The 17051-nt window shown below is 67.2% G+C and carries 16 protein-coding genes; 9 read left to right on the forward strand and 7 right to left on the reverse strand.

Features of this window, described 5'->3' with window-relative positions:
- Position 1 precedes the first annotated feature (1 nt).
- The 7 genes from RVY76_RS16215 (at position 2) to RVY76_RS16245 (ending at position 6236) form a co-directional block, all read left to right on the forward strand.
- The gene (locus tag RVY76_RS16215) at positions 2 to 937 is read left to right on the forward strand and encodes a substrate-binding domain-containing protein (RefSeq protein ID WP_317376933.1); all 936 of its coding nucleotides are present in this window, start codon (positions 2 to 4) and stop codon (positions 935 to 937) included.
- The gene (locus RVY76_RS16220) at positions 934 to 1725 is read left to right on the forward strand and encodes an ATP-binding cassette domain-containing protein (RefSeq protein ID WP_410796042.1); all 792 of its coding nucleotides are present in this window, start codon (positions 934 to 936) and stop codon (positions 1723 to 1725) included. Before RVY76_RS16215 ends, RVY76_RS16220 begins: the two co-directional genes overlap by 4 nt.
- A complete protein-coding gene (locus tag RVY76_RS16225) occupies positions 1725 to 2735 on the forward strand; it encodes an ABC transporter permease (protein ID WP_317376934.1) in 1011 nt (336 codons plus the stop codon). The genes RVY76_RS16220 and RVY76_RS16225 overlap by 1 nt, the downstream gene beginning before the upstream one ends.
- Entirely contained in the window at positions 2728 to 3813 is a 1086-nt protein-coding gene (locus RVY76_RS16230; protein WP_317376935.1) for a phosphotriesterase-related protein, read from the forward strand. The genes RVY76_RS16225 and RVY76_RS16230 overlap by 8 nt, the downstream gene beginning before the upstream one ends.
- Positions 3810 to 4574: a glutamine amidotransferase gene (locus RVY76_RS16235; RefSeq protein WP_317376936.1), complete on the forward strand. Its 765-nt coding sequence runs from the start codon at positions 3810 to 3812 to the stop codon at positions 4572 to 4574. Before RVY76_RS16230 ends, RVY76_RS16235 begins: the two co-directional genes overlap by 4 nt.
- Positions 4575 to 4755: 181 nt before the next feature.
- Entirely contained in the window at positions 4756 to 5592 is an 837-nt protein-coding gene (locus tag RVY76_RS16240) for a BtpA/SgcQ family protein (RefSeq protein ID WP_317376937.1), read from the forward strand.
- Positions 5589 to 6236, forward strand: coding sequence for a TenA family protein (locus RVY76_RS16245; RefSeq protein ID WP_317376938.1), 648 nt, complete (start codon positions 5589 to 5591; stop codon positions 6234 to 6236). The genes RVY76_RS16240 and RVY76_RS16245 overlap by 4 nt, the downstream gene beginning before the upstream one ends.
- A gap of 45 nt (positions 6237 to 6281) precedes the next feature.
- Here the strand turns inward: RVY76_RS16245 and RVY76_RS16250 are convergent, their stop codons facing one another.
- The 5 genes from RVY76_RS16250 to RVY76_RS16270 are packed head-to-tail and all read right to left on the reverse strand — an operon-like array spanning position 6282 to position 12299.
- The gene (locus tag RVY76_RS16250) at positions 6282 to 7094 is read right to left on the reverse strand and encodes a phosphatidylinositol-specific phospholipase C/glycerophosphodiester phosphodiesterase family protein (protein WP_410796043.1); all 813 of its coding nucleotides are present in this window, start codon (positions 7092 to 7094) and stop codon (positions 6282 to 6284) included.
- A gap of 55 nt (positions 7095 to 7149) precedes the next feature.
- A complete protein-coding gene (locus RVY76_RS16255) occupies positions 7150 to 7980 on the reverse strand; it encodes an inositol monophosphatase (protein ID WP_317376940.1) in 831 nt (276 codons plus the stop codon).
- Positions 7977 to 9032 (reverse strand): ABC transporter ATP-binding protein, encoded by a 1056-nt coding sequence (locus tag RVY76_RS16260; RefSeq protein WP_317376941.1) that lies wholly within the window; start codon positions 9030 to 9032, stop codon positions 7977 to 7979. The genes RVY76_RS16255 and RVY76_RS16260 overlap by 4 nt, the downstream gene beginning before the upstream one ends.
- Positions 9029 to 11239, reverse strand: a complete 2211-nt coding sequence (locus RVY76_RS16265; RefSeq protein WP_317376942.1) for an iron ABC transporter permease — start codon at positions 11237 to 11239, stop codon at positions 9029 to 9031. Before RVY76_RS16265 ends, RVY76_RS16260 begins: the two co-directional genes overlap by 4 nt.
- A gap of 52 nt (positions 11240 to 11291) precedes the next feature.
- A complete protein-coding gene (locus RVY76_RS16270) occupies positions 11292 to 12299 on the reverse strand; it encodes an ABC transporter substrate-binding protein (RefSeq protein ID WP_317377169.1) in 1008 nt (335 codons plus the stop codon).
- A gap of 115 nt (positions 12300 to 12414) precedes the next feature.
- Here RVY76_RS16270 and RVY76_RS16275 point away from each other — a divergent pair, with 115 nt between their 5' ends.
- Positions 12415 to 13422 carry a LacI family DNA-binding transcriptional regulator gene (locus RVY76_RS16275; protein ID WP_317376943.1) on the forward strand — a complete coding sequence of 336 codons (1008 nt, stop codon included), beginning with the start codon at positions 12415 to 12417 and terminating at the stop codon, positions 13420 to 13422.
- Between the two features lie 292 nt (positions 13423 to 13714).
- Complete coding sequence (locus RVY76_RS16280; protein WP_317376944.1) at positions 13715 to 15163, forward strand: sensor histidine kinase; 1449 nt, start codon at positions 13715 to 13717, stop codon at positions 15161 to 15163.
- 24 nt (positions 15164 to 15187) lie between these two features.
- Here RVY76_RS16280 and RVY76_RS16285 read toward each other — a convergent pair whose 3' ends face one another.
- Both RVY76_RS16285 and RVY76_RS16290 read right to left on the reverse strand, forming a co-directional pair.
- Positions 15188 to 15655: a GNAT family N-acetyltransferase gene (locus tag RVY76_RS16285; RefSeq protein WP_317376945.1), complete on the reverse strand. Its 468-nt coding sequence runs from the start codon at positions 15653 to 15655 to the stop codon at positions 15188 to 15190.
- Between the two features lie 134 nt (positions 15656 to 15789).
- Entirely contained in the window at positions 15790 to 16974 is a 1185-nt protein-coding gene (locus tag RVY76_RS16290; RefSeq protein WP_317376946.1) for an MFS transporter, read from the reverse strand.
- Between the last annotated feature and the right edge of the window lie 77 nt (positions 16975 to 17051).

Here is a 17051-nt window from a genome sequence, read left to right on the forward strand (position 1 = left end):
CATGACCATCAAGGGAACGGCCAGCCGGATGGCCCTCGCGCTCGCAGGCGCGACGGCCCTCACCGCAAGCGCGGCTTTCGCGCAGGAGGACGGCAAGACCTTCGCGCTCGTGCAGATCAACCAGCAGGCGCTCTTCTTCAACGAGATGAACCGCGGGGCCGAGCAGGCCGCCGAGGAGCTCGGCGCGGAACTGGTGATCTTCAACGCCAACAACGAGGCGTTCCAGCAGAACTCCGCGATCGAGACCTACATCACGCAGGGCGTCGACGGGATCGCCGTCGTGGCGATCGACGTGAACGGCATCATGCCCGCCGTCGAGCAGGCGGATGCCGCGGGCATTCCCGTGGTGGCCATCGACGCGATCCTGCCCGACGGGCCGCAGGCCGCGCAGATCGGCGTCGACAACGCCCAGGCCGGCGCGGACCTCGCCGCCCATATCGGCGAGACGATGGATGGCGGAGAGATGTCGCTCGGCGTGGTCGGCGCGCTCAACTCATATATCCAGAACGTGCGCCGCGACGGCTTCGTCGAGAACCTGCCCGACGGCGTGACCGTCGTGAACACCGTCGACGGCCAGAACATCCAGGACGTGGCGCTGAACGCGTCCGAGAACCTGCTGACGGCCAATCCGGGCATGAACGCGATCTACGGCACCGGCGAGCCCGCGCTGATGGGCGCCATCGCCGCCGTCACCTCGCAGGGGCGCACCGGCGACGTGTCGATCTACGGCTGGGACCTGACCGAACAGGCCATCGCCGGGATCGACGAAGGCTATGTCGAGGCGGTGATCCAGCAGGATCCGGCCGAGATGGGTGCCGCGGCGATCCGCGCGCTCGCCACCCTGGCCGATGGCGGCGAGGTGGAGGCCGAGATCTCGGTCCCCGTGACGATCGTCACGCAGGACAATGTCGACGAGTTCCGGTCCCTCTTCGAATGACGGCGACCGACACGGATATCCGCACCGCGTCGGAGGGGAGAGATCTCCCCTCCGACGGAAAGCCGCTGATGTCCCTCAGGGGCATCAGCAAGACCTTCGGATCGCATCAGGCGCTGCGCGGCGTCGATCTCGACATCTTCGCGGGCGAATGCGTGGGCCTCATCGGCGACAACGCCGCCGGGAAAAGCACTCTGTCGAAGATCATCGCCGGAACGCATGTTCCCGATGGCGGGCAGATCAGGCTGCGCGACGAGCAGGTCAGCTTCCAGTCCCCCGCCGATGCACGGGCCCGTCATATCGAGATGGTCTATCAGGACCTGAGCCTCTGCGATCATATCGACGTCGTGGGCAACCTGTTCCTCGGGCGCGAGATGAAGAAGGGGCCCTTCCTCGATCAGGAGCGGATGATCGAACGCGCCGAGGAGATGCTCGCCCGGCTCGAAATCCGCATCCCGCGCCTGACCGCCAAGGTCGAGAAGCTCTCGGGCGGACAGCGGCAGGCCATCGCCATCGCCCGCGCGGCAAGCTTCGAGCCCGACATCCTCATCATGGACGAGCCGACTTCCGCGCTCGCCGTGGCCGAGGTGGAGGCGGTGCTCGAACTCATCAACCGGGTGAAGGCGCGCGGCGTCGGCGTGATCCTCGTAACCCACCGGATGCAGGACCTCTTCCGCGTCTGCGACCGGATCGCGGTCATGTACGAGGGCACCAAGGTCGCCGAGCGCCGCACCTCCGAGACCAATCTCGAGGAACTGGTCGACCTCATCGTCGGAAAGGGAGGTCACTGATGTCCACGACCTATACCGAACGCGTCGCCGGATCGGCGTTCCGCGACTTCGTCACCGACTACGCCCAGGTCCTGTCGATCGCGACGTTCTTCATCGTCTGCCTTGTCTTCTTCGGGGCCATGTCGGACGTGTTCCTGAGCACGGCGAACCTTCTCAACATCGTCCGGCAGGCCGCGCCGATCCTCGTCGTGGCCGTCGCGATGACGCTGGTCATCACGACCGCGGGGATCGACCTGTCGGTCGGCAGCCAGGTCGCCTTCGTCAACGCGCTGACCGCGATCACGATCGCCGCGGGCGTGCCGTGGCCCATCGCGATCCTCCTGATGCTCGCCGTCGGCGCGGTGATCGGGGGGGTGCAGGGCTGGTTCGTGGCCTATCAGGGGATCCCCGCCTTCATCGTGACGCTCGCGGGCCTCTCGATCTACCGCGGTGCGGCGCTCCTCCTGACCGAGGGGTATTCGATCCCGATCCAGGGCGCGGACGGGTTCCTCTGGCTCGGGCGCGGCACGCTTCTCGGCATTCCGGTGCCCGCCATCATCGCGATCCTCGTCGTGATCCTGGGCTTCGTCGTGATGTGGCGCACGCCCTACGGACGGCAGATCATCGCCTGCGGATCGAACCTCGAGGCCGCGCGGCGCGTCGGCATGCCCGCCCGCCGGGTCGTCAACTCCGTCTATGTCCTGGCCGGCGTGGCGAGCGCGCTGGCGGCACTTCTGCTCGCGGCGCGCCTCGGGTCGGGCTCCTCCAACGCGGCGCAGGGGTTCGAGCTTCAGGTCATCGCGGGCGTGGTCCTGGGCGGCACCTCCCTCATGGGGGGCAAGACTTCTATGATCGGGACCGTGCTCGGCACGCTGACCATCGCGGTGATCGGAAACGGGCTGATCCTGATGCATGTCTCTCCCTTCTTCACGCAGATCGTGACCGGCATCATCATCCTGCTCGCCATCTGGATGAACACCCGGCTCTTCACCGGATCGTGGAAGATCCGGAAGGGGGCGCCGAATGTCTGAACTCTCCAGCGCGCATACGAACTCGGGCCTCGTCATGACGGTCGACGGCCCCATCGCCTCCTCCGAGATGGGGGTGACGCTCATGCACGAGCATCTGCAGAACGATTGCAGCTGCTGGTGGAACCCGCCCCGGACCGAGGATCGCCGGCATCTGGCCGACGGCCCCGTCCGGATCGAGATCCTGTCGGAGCTGCGGCAGGACCCGTTCGTGAACCGCCACAACATCGCGCTCGACGACCTCGACCTCGCGGTCGAGGAGCTCGAGGAGTTCGTGCGGCTCGGCGGGCAAACAATCGTCGATCCGACCTGCCGCGGCATCGGACGCGACCCCGCGAAGCTGCGCGAGATCTCGGCCCGGACGGGCCTCCAGATCGTCATGGGGGCGGGCTACTACCTCGCCTCGTCGATGCCCGACGCGGTCGAGGGCAAGTCCGCCGACGACATCGCCGACGAGATCGTCGAGGAGGCGCTGACGGGCGTCGATGGCACGGATGCGAAGATCGGCCTCATCGGCGAGATCGGCGTGTCGGGCGACTTTCTCGAGATCGAGGAGCGGTCGCTCGTGGGGGCCGCGCGGGCGCAGGTCCGCACGGGCCTGCCGCTGATGGTCCATCTTCCGGGCTGGTTCCGCCACGCCCACAAGGTCCTCGACATCGTGGAGCGCGAAGGGGCCGATCTCCGCCAGACGGTGCTTTGCCACATGAACCCGTCATTCGACGACGTGGCGTATCAGACCGAATTGGCCGAACGGGGTGCCTTCCTCGAATTCGACATGATCGGGATGGACTTCTTCTATGCCGATCAGGGGGTGCAATCCCCCTCCGACGACCAGGTGGCCCGCGCGATCGTCGGGCTTGCCGACGCGGGCCATCTCGACCGGCTGCTCCTGTCGCAGGACGTGTTCATCAAGATGATGCTCACCCGCTACGGCGGCAACGGCTACGCGTTCGTCCTGCGTCATTTCCTGCCGCGGCTCGCGCGCCACGGAATGCCGGCCGAGACCGCGATGAGCATGCTCACCCACAACGCACGCAGTGTGTTCGACACCGAAAATACCCTGAAAGGATCCCCCGCATGACGATCAAGGCTCTTCTCGTCGGAGAAAGCTGGGTCACTTCCGAAACCCACTATAAGGGGTTCGACCAGTTCGGCAGCGTTCATTTCCATCTCGGCGCGCAGCCGATGGTGGACGCGTTGAAGGATACGGAGGTCGAGCTCGACTGGATGACGGCGCACGAGGCCGCCGAGAAGTTCCCGTTCGAGCGCGAGGGCCTCGATGCCTACGACGTGCTGATCCTGTCGGATATCGGGTCCAACACCTTCCTCCTGCCGCCCGATGTCTGGCTGCGCTCCAAGCCCGTACCGAACCGCCTGAACCTCATCCGCGACTGGGTGGCCGATGGCGGCAACCTCATGATGGTGGGGGGCTATTTCAGCTTTCAGGGGATCGACGGTCGCGCACGCTGGCGCCGGACCCCGGTCGAGGATGCTCTTCCCGTCCGCTGCCTGCCCTGGGACGACCGCGTGGAGATCCCCGAAGGCGCGACGCTCCAGTCCGTGGCCTCGGACCACCCGGTGATGTCGGGCTTCCCCGCAGGCGACTGGCCGCTGCTTCTGGGCGTGAACGAGGTCGAACCGAAGGACGACGCGACGGTCGTCGCGCGCCTGCCCGATCATCAGGGCGGCCATCCCCTCATCGTGACGGGCAGCTACGGCAAGGGCCGGAGCGCCGTCTGGACCAGCGATCTCGGTCCGCACTGGCTGCCTCCGGCCTTCTGCGAATGGGACGGCTACCCCGTGCTCTGGCGCAACCTGATCTCCTGGCTCGTCGCCCGGTGATCCGCCCCTCTTTCGGGCATGCCGACCATTCCGGGCGCGGCGGGAACCGCGGCGCCCGGATCGGGCCGCGGACCGGCGATCGCCGCCACGGCCCCCACTCCGGACACCTCGTTGAAGGGCGCGTATCGGGTGGCGAAAGCGCGCAGATCCGACATTCCGTCTCACGCATGAAAGGCGACAGATGACCGTCATATCCAGCAGATCCTCCGGTGCAATCGAGGACATCTTCGGACGCCCGAAAGCCCTGATCGGAATGATCCATTGCCCGCCCTTCCCCGGCTCGCCCCGGTATCGCGGCGCGTCGCTCGAGGAGATCTGCGATGCCTGCCTCCGGGATGCCGAGCGGCTGATCGAGAACGGGATGCACGGGCTCATCGTCGAGAATCACGGCGACATTCCCTTTTCCAAGCCCGAGGATATGGGGCCCGAAACCTCCGCCTTCCTCGCGGTCGTGACGCGGCGGATCCTCGACCGGTTCGACGTGCCGGCGGGCATCAACGTGCTGGCCAACGCCCCGATCCCGGCATTCGCCGCCGCGGCCGCGTCCGGCGCATCCTTCATCCGGGTCAACCAATGGGCCAACGCCTATGTCGCGAACGAGGGCTTCATGGAGGGGCGCGCGGCCGAGGCGATGCGATACCGCTCCGCGCTCAGGGCCGAGCATATCCGCGTCTTCGCCGATTCCCACGTCAAGCACGGCGCGCATGCGATCACGGCCGACCGCACGATCGTGGAGCTGACCCGCGACCTCGCCTTCTTCGACGCGGATTGCGTCATCGCCACCGGCCAGAGGACCGGCAACAGCGCCACGACCGAGGAGATCACCGAGATCGCGAGCGCCACGCATCTCCCGCTGCTGGTGGGCTCCGGCGTGACCGAGGACAACGTCGTCGAGATCCTGGGCCTGACGGATGGCGTGATCGTCGCCTCGTCGCTGAAGGAGGACGGCGTCTGGTGGAACCCGGTCGAGCCCGCCCGCGTCAAGAGCTTCACCGCCCGCGCGGCGGACGCGCTGTGACGGAGCGTCTGTCGGATCGCTGCCTGCGCGAGAACCGGGACCGGTTCGACCGGATGGTCGATCACAGGTTCGTCCGCGATATCGAGGCCGACCGCCTGCCGCCCGAGGTCTTCGATCGCTACCTCCTCATCGAAGGCGCGTTCGTCGCGACCGCCATCTCGATCTTCGCCTTCGCAACGATCAAGGCGCAGGACATCGAGGATCGGCGCAAGTCCATCGCGGTGCAGGAGGCGCTCGCCAACGAGCAGATCCCCTATTTCGAGCAGGTTCTCCTGCGTCGCGGGATCGCCGCCGATCCCGCCGTCACCGCCGATCCGCGCGTCGTGGCCTTCGACCGCGGAATGCACGATATCGCGGCCGGGGGCACGTTCGCCGAGATCGTCGCGGCGATGTTCGGGGCCGAATGGATGTACATGACGTGGTGCAGGCGGGCCGGCGCGCATCCGAACGGGGACCCCGACATCCGCGCCTGGGTGGATCTCCATACCGAACCCGGCTTCGTCGACGGGGCCCACTGGCTCAGGTCGCGCCTGGATATCGCGGGCACCGGGATGGACGAGGACGAGGCGGCCGCCTGCAGCCGCATCTTCGGGATGGTGCAGGATCTGGAATACGCCTTCCACGACGCCGCCTATCCCGGCTGACCGCCGGCGCAGTCGGACCGCGCCGGCGAAAGACGTCCAGAGCCGTTATCGCGACTGCAGGAATTCCTGCAGGCCAGCCAGATCGTCGGTGTTGATACGGTCCACGCCCGCATCGTCAAGTTCGGTCCAGATCGCCTCCCTTGCCGGGCCGGCTTCGTCGGGCGTCGCCCAGAACCGGACCTGCCAGCCCTTGTCGTGCGCGGTCGACACGATCTCGTCCAGTCTGGCGCGTTCCTCGTCGGGCATCTTGCCCTCGCCGGTCCAGTCGAAATGGTTCGTCCAGTTGTCGCTCAGCAGCGGCATGAAGGATGCGGGCGTGTCGGATTCGAGATCGTCCATGCGCCCGTCATAGCCCGCATGGCGGACGTCCTGATCCATCATCATCTCGCGCGGCCGGTTGCCCGAGATCACGGCCGTCACCGCGCCGGGTTCCATGCTCCCGTCCCGGTAGGTGGTCAGCATGTCGGAATAGCCCTCGAGGACCGACGAAAGGACCTCGTAGGTCTCGGCCCCGTCCGACTTGATGTCGATCAGCAGCATCGCCGGTCGATCCATCTCGGCGGAATAGACCTTTCCGTCATTCTCCTCGACGCGTTTGCGCAACGGATCGAGATAGAGGCTCTGCAAGGTGCGTCCCTCCTCGATCTCGTCCTCGTCATGGGCGACGAGCAGTTCACCGCCGACGAGCCAGATATCTGCCTCGAATCCGGTGAACCCGTGCGCGAGCGCATCGAGCAGCGGCCTCTCGTGTTCGTAATCGTTGTGGGCATGCGCCTTTGCCAGCGGCATCACGTCGTCTGCGGCCATCGCAGATGTCGCCGTCAACATCATCGCGGCGGCGGTCATCGTCTTCAGCATGTCATTCTCCCGATCTGACTCAAATTGACGGGTGATGCGAGATAGGGAAGGAGTTTCACCCGCGATTGTCGCGGCCTCCCCAAACCGCGTCGTCGGTCAATTGCGAAAGCTCTAGGATCTGTTCGTAACACCGGGGTGACGCGCCCAGCACGGGCGCGGGCCGGAGCATCGCCTCGCCCTGCGGGAACGGCAGCACGCGGCCGCCCGCTTCCTCGATCAGGCAATAGGCGGCCATGCAGTCCCACGCGCTCATCCGCGGCTCGACATATCCGACCAGCCGACCCGCCGCGACCCAGGCCAGCATCAGCGCGCCCGACCCGTACCGAGTCCAGCTCGCCCCGGCCTCCATGAAGGCCGCCAGCATGTCGCCGACATTCCCGTGCGGCACCCGGTCGTTCGCGCCGATCCCGAGCAGCCCCGTCGAAAGGTCGAACCGGTCCGTGACACGTATGGCCGACCCGTTGAGCGTCGCGCCGCGACCCCTCGCGGCGACGAATGTCTCGCCCAGGATCGGGGCATGGATCACGCCGATCAGCGGGCCCGCATCGTCGCAGGCCCCGACGCAGACGCACCAGCCGGGCAGACCCGCGAGGAAGGGTGCCGTGCCGTCGATCGGATCGATCACCCATGTGAGGCCGGACGTCCCCTCCAGATGACCGTGCTCCTCGCCCAGCTGTGCGTCGTCCGGAAACGCCTCCGACAGCCCGGTTCGGATCATTCTCTCGACATCGCGATCCGCCTCGCTCACCATATCCTGCAGGACGCGCTTGGTCTCGACCGCCAATGTCTCGCGCCGGTCGAAATACTCCTTGGCGAGAGCGCCGGCCTCGCGGGCGATGCGTTCGGCGACCGCGAGACGCGCGTCGGCATCAAGGGCCCCGCTCACGAGATCAGCGCCAGTCCGCGCGGCCTGAATTCGAGCGACACGCGGTCCCCCCGCATCAGCGCGCGGTCCTCCTCATGGGCGATGACAAAGAGGCGGGCATCTCCCGTCTCGACCTCGTATTCCATGTGATCCCCCAGATAAGCGGACGACTGGACAGTTCCCGTCAGCGGCCCCTCGCCCTTGGCGAGCCGGATCGCATTGGCGCGAACGGCCAGTTTCGCGGGCCCCGGCACCGCACCCCGCGCGGGCAACCTCTCCCTCAGGTCGCCCACCGCGATCGTCGCGATCCCGTCCGACACCGCCTCGACATTGCAGTCGAGGATGTTCGCCTCGCCGATGAAATCGGCGATGAATTCCGATTTCGGTGCCTCGTAGAGTTCGCGCGGCGTGCCCTGCTGCGCGATCCGGCCGTCCTGCATCACCACGATCCGGTCCGAGACGGCCAGCGCCTCCTCCTGATCGTGGGTGACGTAGACGGCCGTGAACCCGAGCCGCTTCTGCAGGTCGCGGATCTCGGTCCGGACCCGGCGACGCAGCCGCGCATCGAGGTTCGAGAGCGGCTCGTCCAGCAGCAGGACCTGCGGCTCGAGCACGAGGGCACGCGCCACGGCCACCCTTTGCTGCTGGCCGCCCGACAATTCCGACGGCAGGCGCTCTCCCATCCCGGAGAGCCCAACCAGTTCGAGGCCGTCATCCGCCAGCCCGAGGGCCTCGCGCGGTCTGATGCCACCGGCCTCGAGACCATAGGCCACGTTCTGTCGCACGGACATGTGCGGAAACAGGGCGTAGGACTGGAACACCATCGACACGTCGCGCCGGTTCGCCGGCAGGCGCGTCACGTCCTGCCCGCCGATATGGATTTCCCCGTCGGTCGGGCTTTCAAGACCCGCCAGCATCCTCAGCGTCGTCGTCTTGCCGCAGCCCGACGGTCCGAGAAGGGTCACGAGCTCGCCCGGACGGATCTCGAGGTTCAGGTCGTGGATCGCGGTGAATGCCCCGAAGCTCTTCCGGACCTGCCGGAACGCGACGGCCCCGCGAAGTTCGCCGTTCATGCCGGTACCTCTGCTGTTGTTCTTGCCGCTGCGCGTCGTGCGTTGTCCGGGCCGCGCCTCAGGCGGCGCTCTCCGACCAGAAGCTGGAAAACGCCGATGACGGAGAGCATCACGACGATGAGGACCGCCGAATAGGCGATCGCCACGCCGTATTCCCCGTTCTCGACGAGGCCCACGATATAGGCGGTGGCCATGTTGTACTTCGCACTGACGAGGAAGATGACCGCCGAGATCGACGTTATGGCCCTGACGAACGAATAGACCAGCGCCGCGAGGATCGCGGGACGCAGCAGCGGCAGGATGACCCTCCGCAATGTCCGCGGGCTCGACGCCCCGAGGGTCAGCGACGCCTCGTCGAGCGACTTGTCGAGCTGTGCCATCGCCGCGACCCCGCCCCTGACGCCCACGGGCATGTTCCGGAACACGAAGCAGAAGATCAGGATGAGCGCGGTTCCGGTCATCTGCAACGGCGGCAGGTTGAAGGCCGAGATGTAGCTGATGCCGATCACCGTTCCGGGGATGGCGAAGCTCAGCATCAGCAGAAATTCGAACGCGGTGCGCCCCGGAAACCGCTGTCGCACGATGAGCCAGGCCGTCAGCAGCCCGATCGCCGCGGTCAGCGGTGCGGCGATGAGCGCGATCTGCATCGTCGTCCAGAAACTGTTCCACGCGACCCCCGTCCAGACCAGGCCGTCCGCGAACGAGATCGAGAAGGCGCGGGCGAAATGTTCGAGCGTCAGGGAATGGTCGAGGCCCCAGACCTTCACGAAGCCACCGAACATGATCATTCCGTAGACGAATATCGTGAAGGCCGACCAGCATGCCACGACGAAGATCACCGGCACGGCGACCCGCCTGGGCAGGGAGGCGTGCCGCCCCCCGTCGCCCTTGCCCGACAGCGTCGCAAAGCTTCGACGGCCGAGCCAGAGCCGCTGCAGCAGGAACGCGGACAGCGTGAAGCAGAGCAGGACGGTGGCCAGCACGGCCGCGCGCGCGGGATCGTGCTGCGCCCCGACGACCGCGAAGAAGATCTCGGTCGACAGCACCCCTCCGGACCCTCCGAGCACGAGCGGATTGCCGAAATCCGCCATCGATTCGATGAAGCCGATCAGGAACGCGTTGGCGAGGCCCGGTGCCATGAGCGGCAGCGACACCTTGCGGAACGTCCGCCAGCGCCCCGCCCGCATCGTCTGGCTCGCCTCCTCCATCGACGGGCTGACGCCCTCGACCACCCCGATCAGCACGAGGAAGGCGATCGGCGTGAAGCTCAGCATCTGCGCGATCCAGATCCCCGTCAGACCATAGAGCCAGCGCCCCATCTGGAGGCCGGTGACGTCCTCGATCAGTTCCGTGACGAAGCCCGCGCGCCCGAACATCAGGATCAGCGTCAGACCGATCACGAAGGGGGGCGTGATGATCGGCAGGACCGTCAGCAGCCTCAGCCCCTTCTTGAACCGCATCCCGGTCCGCGTCGCGACGAGCGCGAAGGCGAGCCCGAGCGCGGTGGTGCCCGTCGCCGTCGAGAGCGCGAGCAGAAGGGTGCGCCACGCGACACCGCAGCCGCCCGATCCGGTCAGACAGCGCAGGCTCCAGATCTGCGGATCGCCGATATTGTCGCGAACGCCCTCGGTCGTGAAGGCCCCGCGGAAATCCTGGAACGCGCCCGCGAACATCGAGCCGATGGGATAGAGCACGAAAAGCGTGACGAGCAGCACCAGCAGGGTGATCGCGCCCAGAACGAACGCATCGCCCTTCAACGCGCCGCGCTCGGCAAGACCGAAGGCGATCATGAAGGCAAAGCAGAGACCCAGACCGATCGCCCCCGCCCCGAAGGCCGGCTGTCCCTCGACCGTGCCGAAGGCCGCCTCCAGCAGCGCCGAGTTCCACCCCCTCAGGCCGATCGAAAGCCCCTCGATGGCGAGCCAGGCCAGCCCCGCCGCCCCGAGTGCCAGCAGCGCGCCGCCGCGTCGCGATCCGGGCTCCCGCATCAGTCGCAGGGCCACGGCCGCCCCGATCAGGACCGGCAGCGGCCAGAGCCACGGGGCCGCGAGCTGCGCGATCCCGGGCCAGAGGTCACGGTCGCCCGCCCAGTCCGCGAGCCATGACATCCCGAAGAACCCGCCGCGGATGTGATACCACGGCAGCAGGACGAAGCTGAGGAGCGCGGCCGCGACGAGAACGTCGAGCCGAAGATTGTCGCGCTGCATGGATGGTCCTCCGAAAGGCAGGGTCGGCGGCTCTCCCGCCGACCTCGTCCGTTCAGTTGCCGACGCCGCCGATCTCGCGGCTCCACCGCGACAGCAGCTCGGCGCGGCGATCCGATCCGCCGTACTGGGCGAAATCGTAATCGATGAGTTTCACGTCATCGAGCTTCGGAGCGGCCTCCGACACCTTCGCATCGACGTTGGAGGGGATCTGGAAAGATCCGGCCTCGGGCAGCATCGACTGGATGTCCGCCCCCAGGACCCAATCGTAGAAGGTCTTGGCCGAGTCCTCGTTCTGCGCGCCGGCGATCAGCGACATGGAGCCGATCTCGTAGCCCGTCCCCTCGCAGGGTGCGACGACCTCGATCGGAAAGCCCTCCTCCGCCTGGGCGACCGCATCGTGCATGAAGACGATGCCGAGCCCCGACTCGCCACGTCCGGCCGCCTTGACCGGAGCGGAGCCGGATTTCGTGTACTGGCTCACATTCGCATCGAGCTTCTTGAGATAGTCGAACGCCTCGTCCTCGCCCATCAGCTGCACGAGCGTCGCGAGCGCCGTGTAGGCCGTGCCGGAGGAATTCGGATCGGCCATCTGCACTTCGCCGGCCAGGGCCGGGTCGAGCAGATCCGCCCAGCATTGCGGCGGCTCGATCCCCTTCTCCGCCAGGATGTCGGTGTTGTAGCCCCAGCCCAGTGCGCCCGAATAGACGCCGACGGTGCGGTACTCGGACGTCTCCGCCTGCTCGACGGCCCAGTCCTGCAGCTTCTCCAGCATGGGCGAGCGGTATTCCTCGCTCAGCCCGTCGATCGCGGCCTGCAGATGCGGATCGCCCGTCCCGCCCCACCAGAGATCGGTCTGCGGGTTGCGCGCCTCGGCGCGGATCTTGGCATAGGCCTCCCCCGAGGACAGGCGCACCATGTTGACGTCGATGTCGTGCGAGCCCTCGAATTCCGCGACCAGCCGCTCGCAGACCGCCTGATCGGCCGAACAGATGAGATTGAGATCCTGCGCGGATGCGGCTTCCGCGAAGGAGGCCGAGACCCCTCCGGCGAGAATCACCATGGTCTTCTTCATCTTTCCCCTCCCTTTGCACAGCTGTGCAAACGATCACTGAGAGGGTAGGCTCGTGTCAACAAAAAGTATGCGGGCGGCAATTTGCGGGGTAGTCAGGCGTATCATGAACCACGATCGTCCCGAGAAACCGCCGCGCGGCTCCGTCAGCGCGAAACACGTGGCCGAACTGGCGGGCGTTTCGCGCACGGCCGTGTCGCGGACCTTCACGCCCGGTGCCAGCGTCGCGCCCGCGACCCGTGCCAAGGTGCTCGCCGCCGCGGACGCGCTCGGCTATCACGTGAACCACCTCGCGCGCGGGCTGAACCGGTCGGAATCGGGGATCGTCGCGCTCATCGTGGCCGAGCTCGACACGCCGTTCCGCTCCCGTTTCGTCGCATCCCTGACCAACCGGCTGCAGGCCGCTGGGAAGGTCGCGATGCTCATCAACACCGACCGCTCCGACGAAAGCGTCGAGGGCGCGCTCCGGCAGGCCATGTCCTACCGCACCGATGCCGCCATCGTCCTTTCGGGACGCCCCGATGCCGAGCTCGGACGCCTTTGCGAGCGCAACGGCATGCGGCTCGTCCTCATCAACCGCGACGAGGACTTTCCCGAGGCGCTGCATGTCCGTCTCGATGACGTCAGATGCGGCGAAGACGCGTTCGAGCATCTGCGCAAAAGGGGATGCTCGCGGCCCGCGCTGGCGACCTCGTTGCACGCGACGACCAGTCTCCGGCTGCGCGCGAAGGGCTTCGAGGCCGCGGCGCGGCGCGCGGGGGTTCCGATAACGGTCCGGTCCATCGGCCCGACCGCATACGCGACGGGGCGGGATCTGGGCCGCGCGCTCCTTTCCTCCGACGATCGGCCGGACGGCGTGTTCTGCACCACCGATCTTCTGGCATGCGGATTCATGGATGCCGCGCGGCAGGAGTTCGGCCTGCGGATTCCCGAGGACCTTTCCGTCATCGGGTTCGACGACATCCATCAGGCATCCTGGGACAGCTACCGTCTGACGACCTTCTCGCAGCCAATCGCGGAAATGTGCGAGGCATGCGTCCTCTGGCTGGGCGAGGCGAGCGGTGGCAGATCCGTCAGCCTCAAGGCGGAACTGATCCCGAGGGAAACGGCCTGAAGCGCCCCCTCAGGACCGGTGCCGAGGCTCACGGGTCGGGATACCTTCATCCTGCCCCCGTGGCCGGGAAAGCCGGGCTCGAACCGCAAAATCAGGCATCCGCAGCCTGAATCAGCCGCACCCGACGCGCACGGACCCATCCCGAAACAGGGACCTTCGCGCCTACTTCCCCGGGGCGGACCGACGCGATCACCGCCCCCGAAACGCGGGCCCCTTCTCCGATGTCGCATCGATCGTGGATATCCCCCACCGTACGGATCGGCTGCCAACCCTTTCGATTGCCGCTCAAATCGTGTATGTCTTCTCTCTTGCGGGCTCCGACAGCGGTTCTGCCCGTTCGGGAGGGCCCGCCATCAACATCGCATTGCTTCGCCAGATCGACCCCGCCGAAATCGTCGCCAGCCTGCGCGAGAGCCTGCTGGTGCTGACCGAGGATCTGGTCGTGGAATATGCCAACGACCGCTTCTTCCGCACCTTCGACGTCGCATCGGACGAGACCGTCGGATATCCGCTGTCCACGCTTGGCAACGGCCAGTGGGATATCCCCGCCCTTCTCGGCGAACTCGGCAGGATCGTCTCGGGCGGAGACGAGGTCGTGGATTTCGAGGTCGATCACGCCTTCGAACAGATCGGGCGGCGGGTGATGCGTCTGAACGCGCGCAAGACCGTGCGCCCGGGCAACGGGTCGCGGCGCATCCTCCTCGCCATCGAGGACGTCACCGCCGAACGCGACGCCGCCACGGCCCTCGAACGCGAGCGTCTGCTGTCGGTGGGCATCGTCGACACGATCCGGGAGCCGCTCCTCGTGCTGGACGAACAGCTCTCCGTCGTGCTGGCAAGCCGGTCCTTCTACAGGACGTTCAATGTCGAACCGGATGCCACGATCGGACGGCGGCTGGCCGATCTGGGCAACGGCCAGTGGGCGATCCCGAAACTGCTCGACCTCCTGACCGACGTGGTGCCGCGGAACACCGTGGTGGAGGATTTCGAGGTCAGCCACGACTTTCCCGACCTGGGCGAGCGGATCATCCTGCTCAATGCGCGCAAGGTTTTCCGGGAGGACAATCACACCCACCTGCTGCTTCTCGCGATGCAGGACGTGACCGCGCAGCGGCGGCTGGAGGCCGAGCGGACAGACGCCCTCGACCATGCCGACAGGCTGCTCGAAGAGCTGAACCACCGGGTGATGAACAGCCTGACGATGATCGGCAGCATCATCGCTCTCGAAGCGCGCAACATGAGCGACGAGGCCTGCCGCGCGGCCTTCTCGCGGATGCGGGCCCGGATCGACGCCATCGCGAGCCTCTATCGCAGCCTGTCGCAGACCCGCTCCGTCGACACGGTGACGGCGCAATCCTACCTCACCGCCCTCGTCGGCAACGTCGTCGCATCGTCGGGCCAGGCGGACGCCGTCTCGACGGAATTCGACGTGGCCGACATACGGCTTTCGACGCGGGTCGCCGTGCCGCTGGGGCTGATCGTGAACGAACTGGTCACGAACAGCCTGAAATACGCCTATGCCGGGCGGCCCGGGGGACGGCTCGGGGTCGAACTCTCCGTCGACGGGAATGCGATGACCCTGTCGGTCTGGGATGACGGGCCGGGCATCGACCCCGATGCCCGCGTCGATTCCGGCCTCGGCCAGAAGCTGACGGAGGCCTTCACGACCCAGCTCGACGGCAAGATGCACCTGAAGAGCGAGACCACCGGCACGCGGCATACACTCGTGATCCCCCGCTAGGCCCGCGCCGCGCGGCCGGGCGGATCATCCCGTCCGTTCGTCCTCGAGGTCCAGCCGCATGGTGGCGGTGCCCTGACGGCGGGACAGCTCCTGGTAGCCTGCCGACAGATACGCGTTCAGCGCGGGCGCATTGTCGAGCTCCACCTTCAGCGTCAGTGCCAGCGCGCCCAGATCCCGCGCCGCCTGCTCCACGCGCTCCGTCAGTTCCGACGCGGCACCGCCGCGCGCCTCCTCGCTCAGGTAGACATATGTGAGGTGGCGGACCTCCGGGCCGATCCCGACCCTCAGGGCGAAGAATCCAACATCGCGCCCCGCATCGTCCCGAAGATAGTAGGAGACATCGTCCAGCTCTCCCAGCCATTTGCGATGCCATTCCATCTCGTCGAACGGGACCTTCGCATTCGGGTTCATCAGCGGAATCTCCTCGGGCGGCAGCATTGCCGCCAGGGGCGCGAGGTCGCCCTCGCGATTGCGATGCAGGGTGAGAGCCATGGATCCTTCCTTCGGTCAGGTCTGGCGCGCATGCGCCGGAAAAGAACTAAAGGCCGGTCGACTCACACGATGCCCCCTTCGACGTCAACCGCCATGCCCCTCCGACACCGCCGGACGCCGTGTCCGGTGCCGCCTCATGCCCTTTGCAGCGCGATCAGCCGTCGCATCGCCTCCACACCGACAAGCGGCCCGATCCCGAACAGGGCGAGGGTCGCGGGCCAGCCGAACTGCGTGGCGAGGATCGGCGCGATCTGGATCGTGAACACCGTCAGCAGAAAGCCGAGCGCGGTCTGCAGCGTGATCAGGCTTCCGGCGCTTTCCGGCGGCGCGGCATCCGCGACGAGGGCCGAGAACTGCGCGCTGTCGGGCACGACGAACATCCCCCATGCCAGGACGAGCGCGATGGTCAGCCATGCCGGCCCCCCGAAGGACAGCGCCGTGGCGAGCGCCATGCTCCCGCTCAGCGCCAGTGCCCCGCCCGCGACGCGCGCCTTTCCGATACGGTCGGCCAGCGCCCCCGCCGGAATGCAGAGCCCGGCCCCGAATGCGATCGCCGCGAAGGTGACGGATCTGGCAAGCGTCTCGGCATCCGCCCGTCCGCCCGCCTCGAACGAGACGATCAGCGCGCTGCCGATCCACGCCCAGAACGCATAGAGCTCCCACATGTGGCCGAGATAGCCCGCCGTCGCCAGACGCACCGGCCTGAGACGCCACATGAGCCACAATGCCCCCGGCCGGAAGGCCTGCGCCCTCGCGTGATGCGGCCCGAGGCCGGTGAACAGGATCATCACGCCCGCCAAAGCGGCCATCCCGCTCGCGAGGATCACGGTCCGCCCCCAATCCGCCCCGCCCATCAGCGCGAGCCCGTGCGGCGCCGCCGATCCGAAGGCGAGCGCCGAGATCAGCGCCCCGATCACCAGCCCCCGGCGGCGCAGGGTCCATCCGACGGCGATTTTCATGCCGACCGGATAGACCCCGGCGAGGCACATCCCCGTCACCGCGCGCGAAAGGATCTGCGCCGTGCCGCCCGGCGCGGTGAAGATCAGCGCGAGGTTGGCCGCCGCGGCGGCAAGCGCGCTGACCGCAAAGACCCTCCGCGGATCGATCCGGTCGGACGTGCCGTGGATCGCGAGCGTCAGTGCCCCGATCACGAAGCCGATCTGCACGGCCATCGACAGCAGCCCGACCCGCCACGGTCCCGCATCCGACGCCCGAAGCAGATCGGGCAGGATGGCGGACGACACGAACCACAGCGACATGGCCCCGAATTCCGCCACCAGCAGCAGGCCCAGGCTCAGCGATCTCGACCGGCCGCTCATCGCGCCCCCTCCATCGCCGCACAGCGCCCACCGCCATCCGGCGGGGACAGGATCGGTGCGGTGAGGTCGATGATCAT

It is taken from the genome of Palleronia sp. LCG004, from assembly GCF_032931615.1.
GTDB lineage: Bacteria > Pseudomonadota > Alphaproteobacteria > Rhodobacterales > Rhodobacteraceae > Palleronia.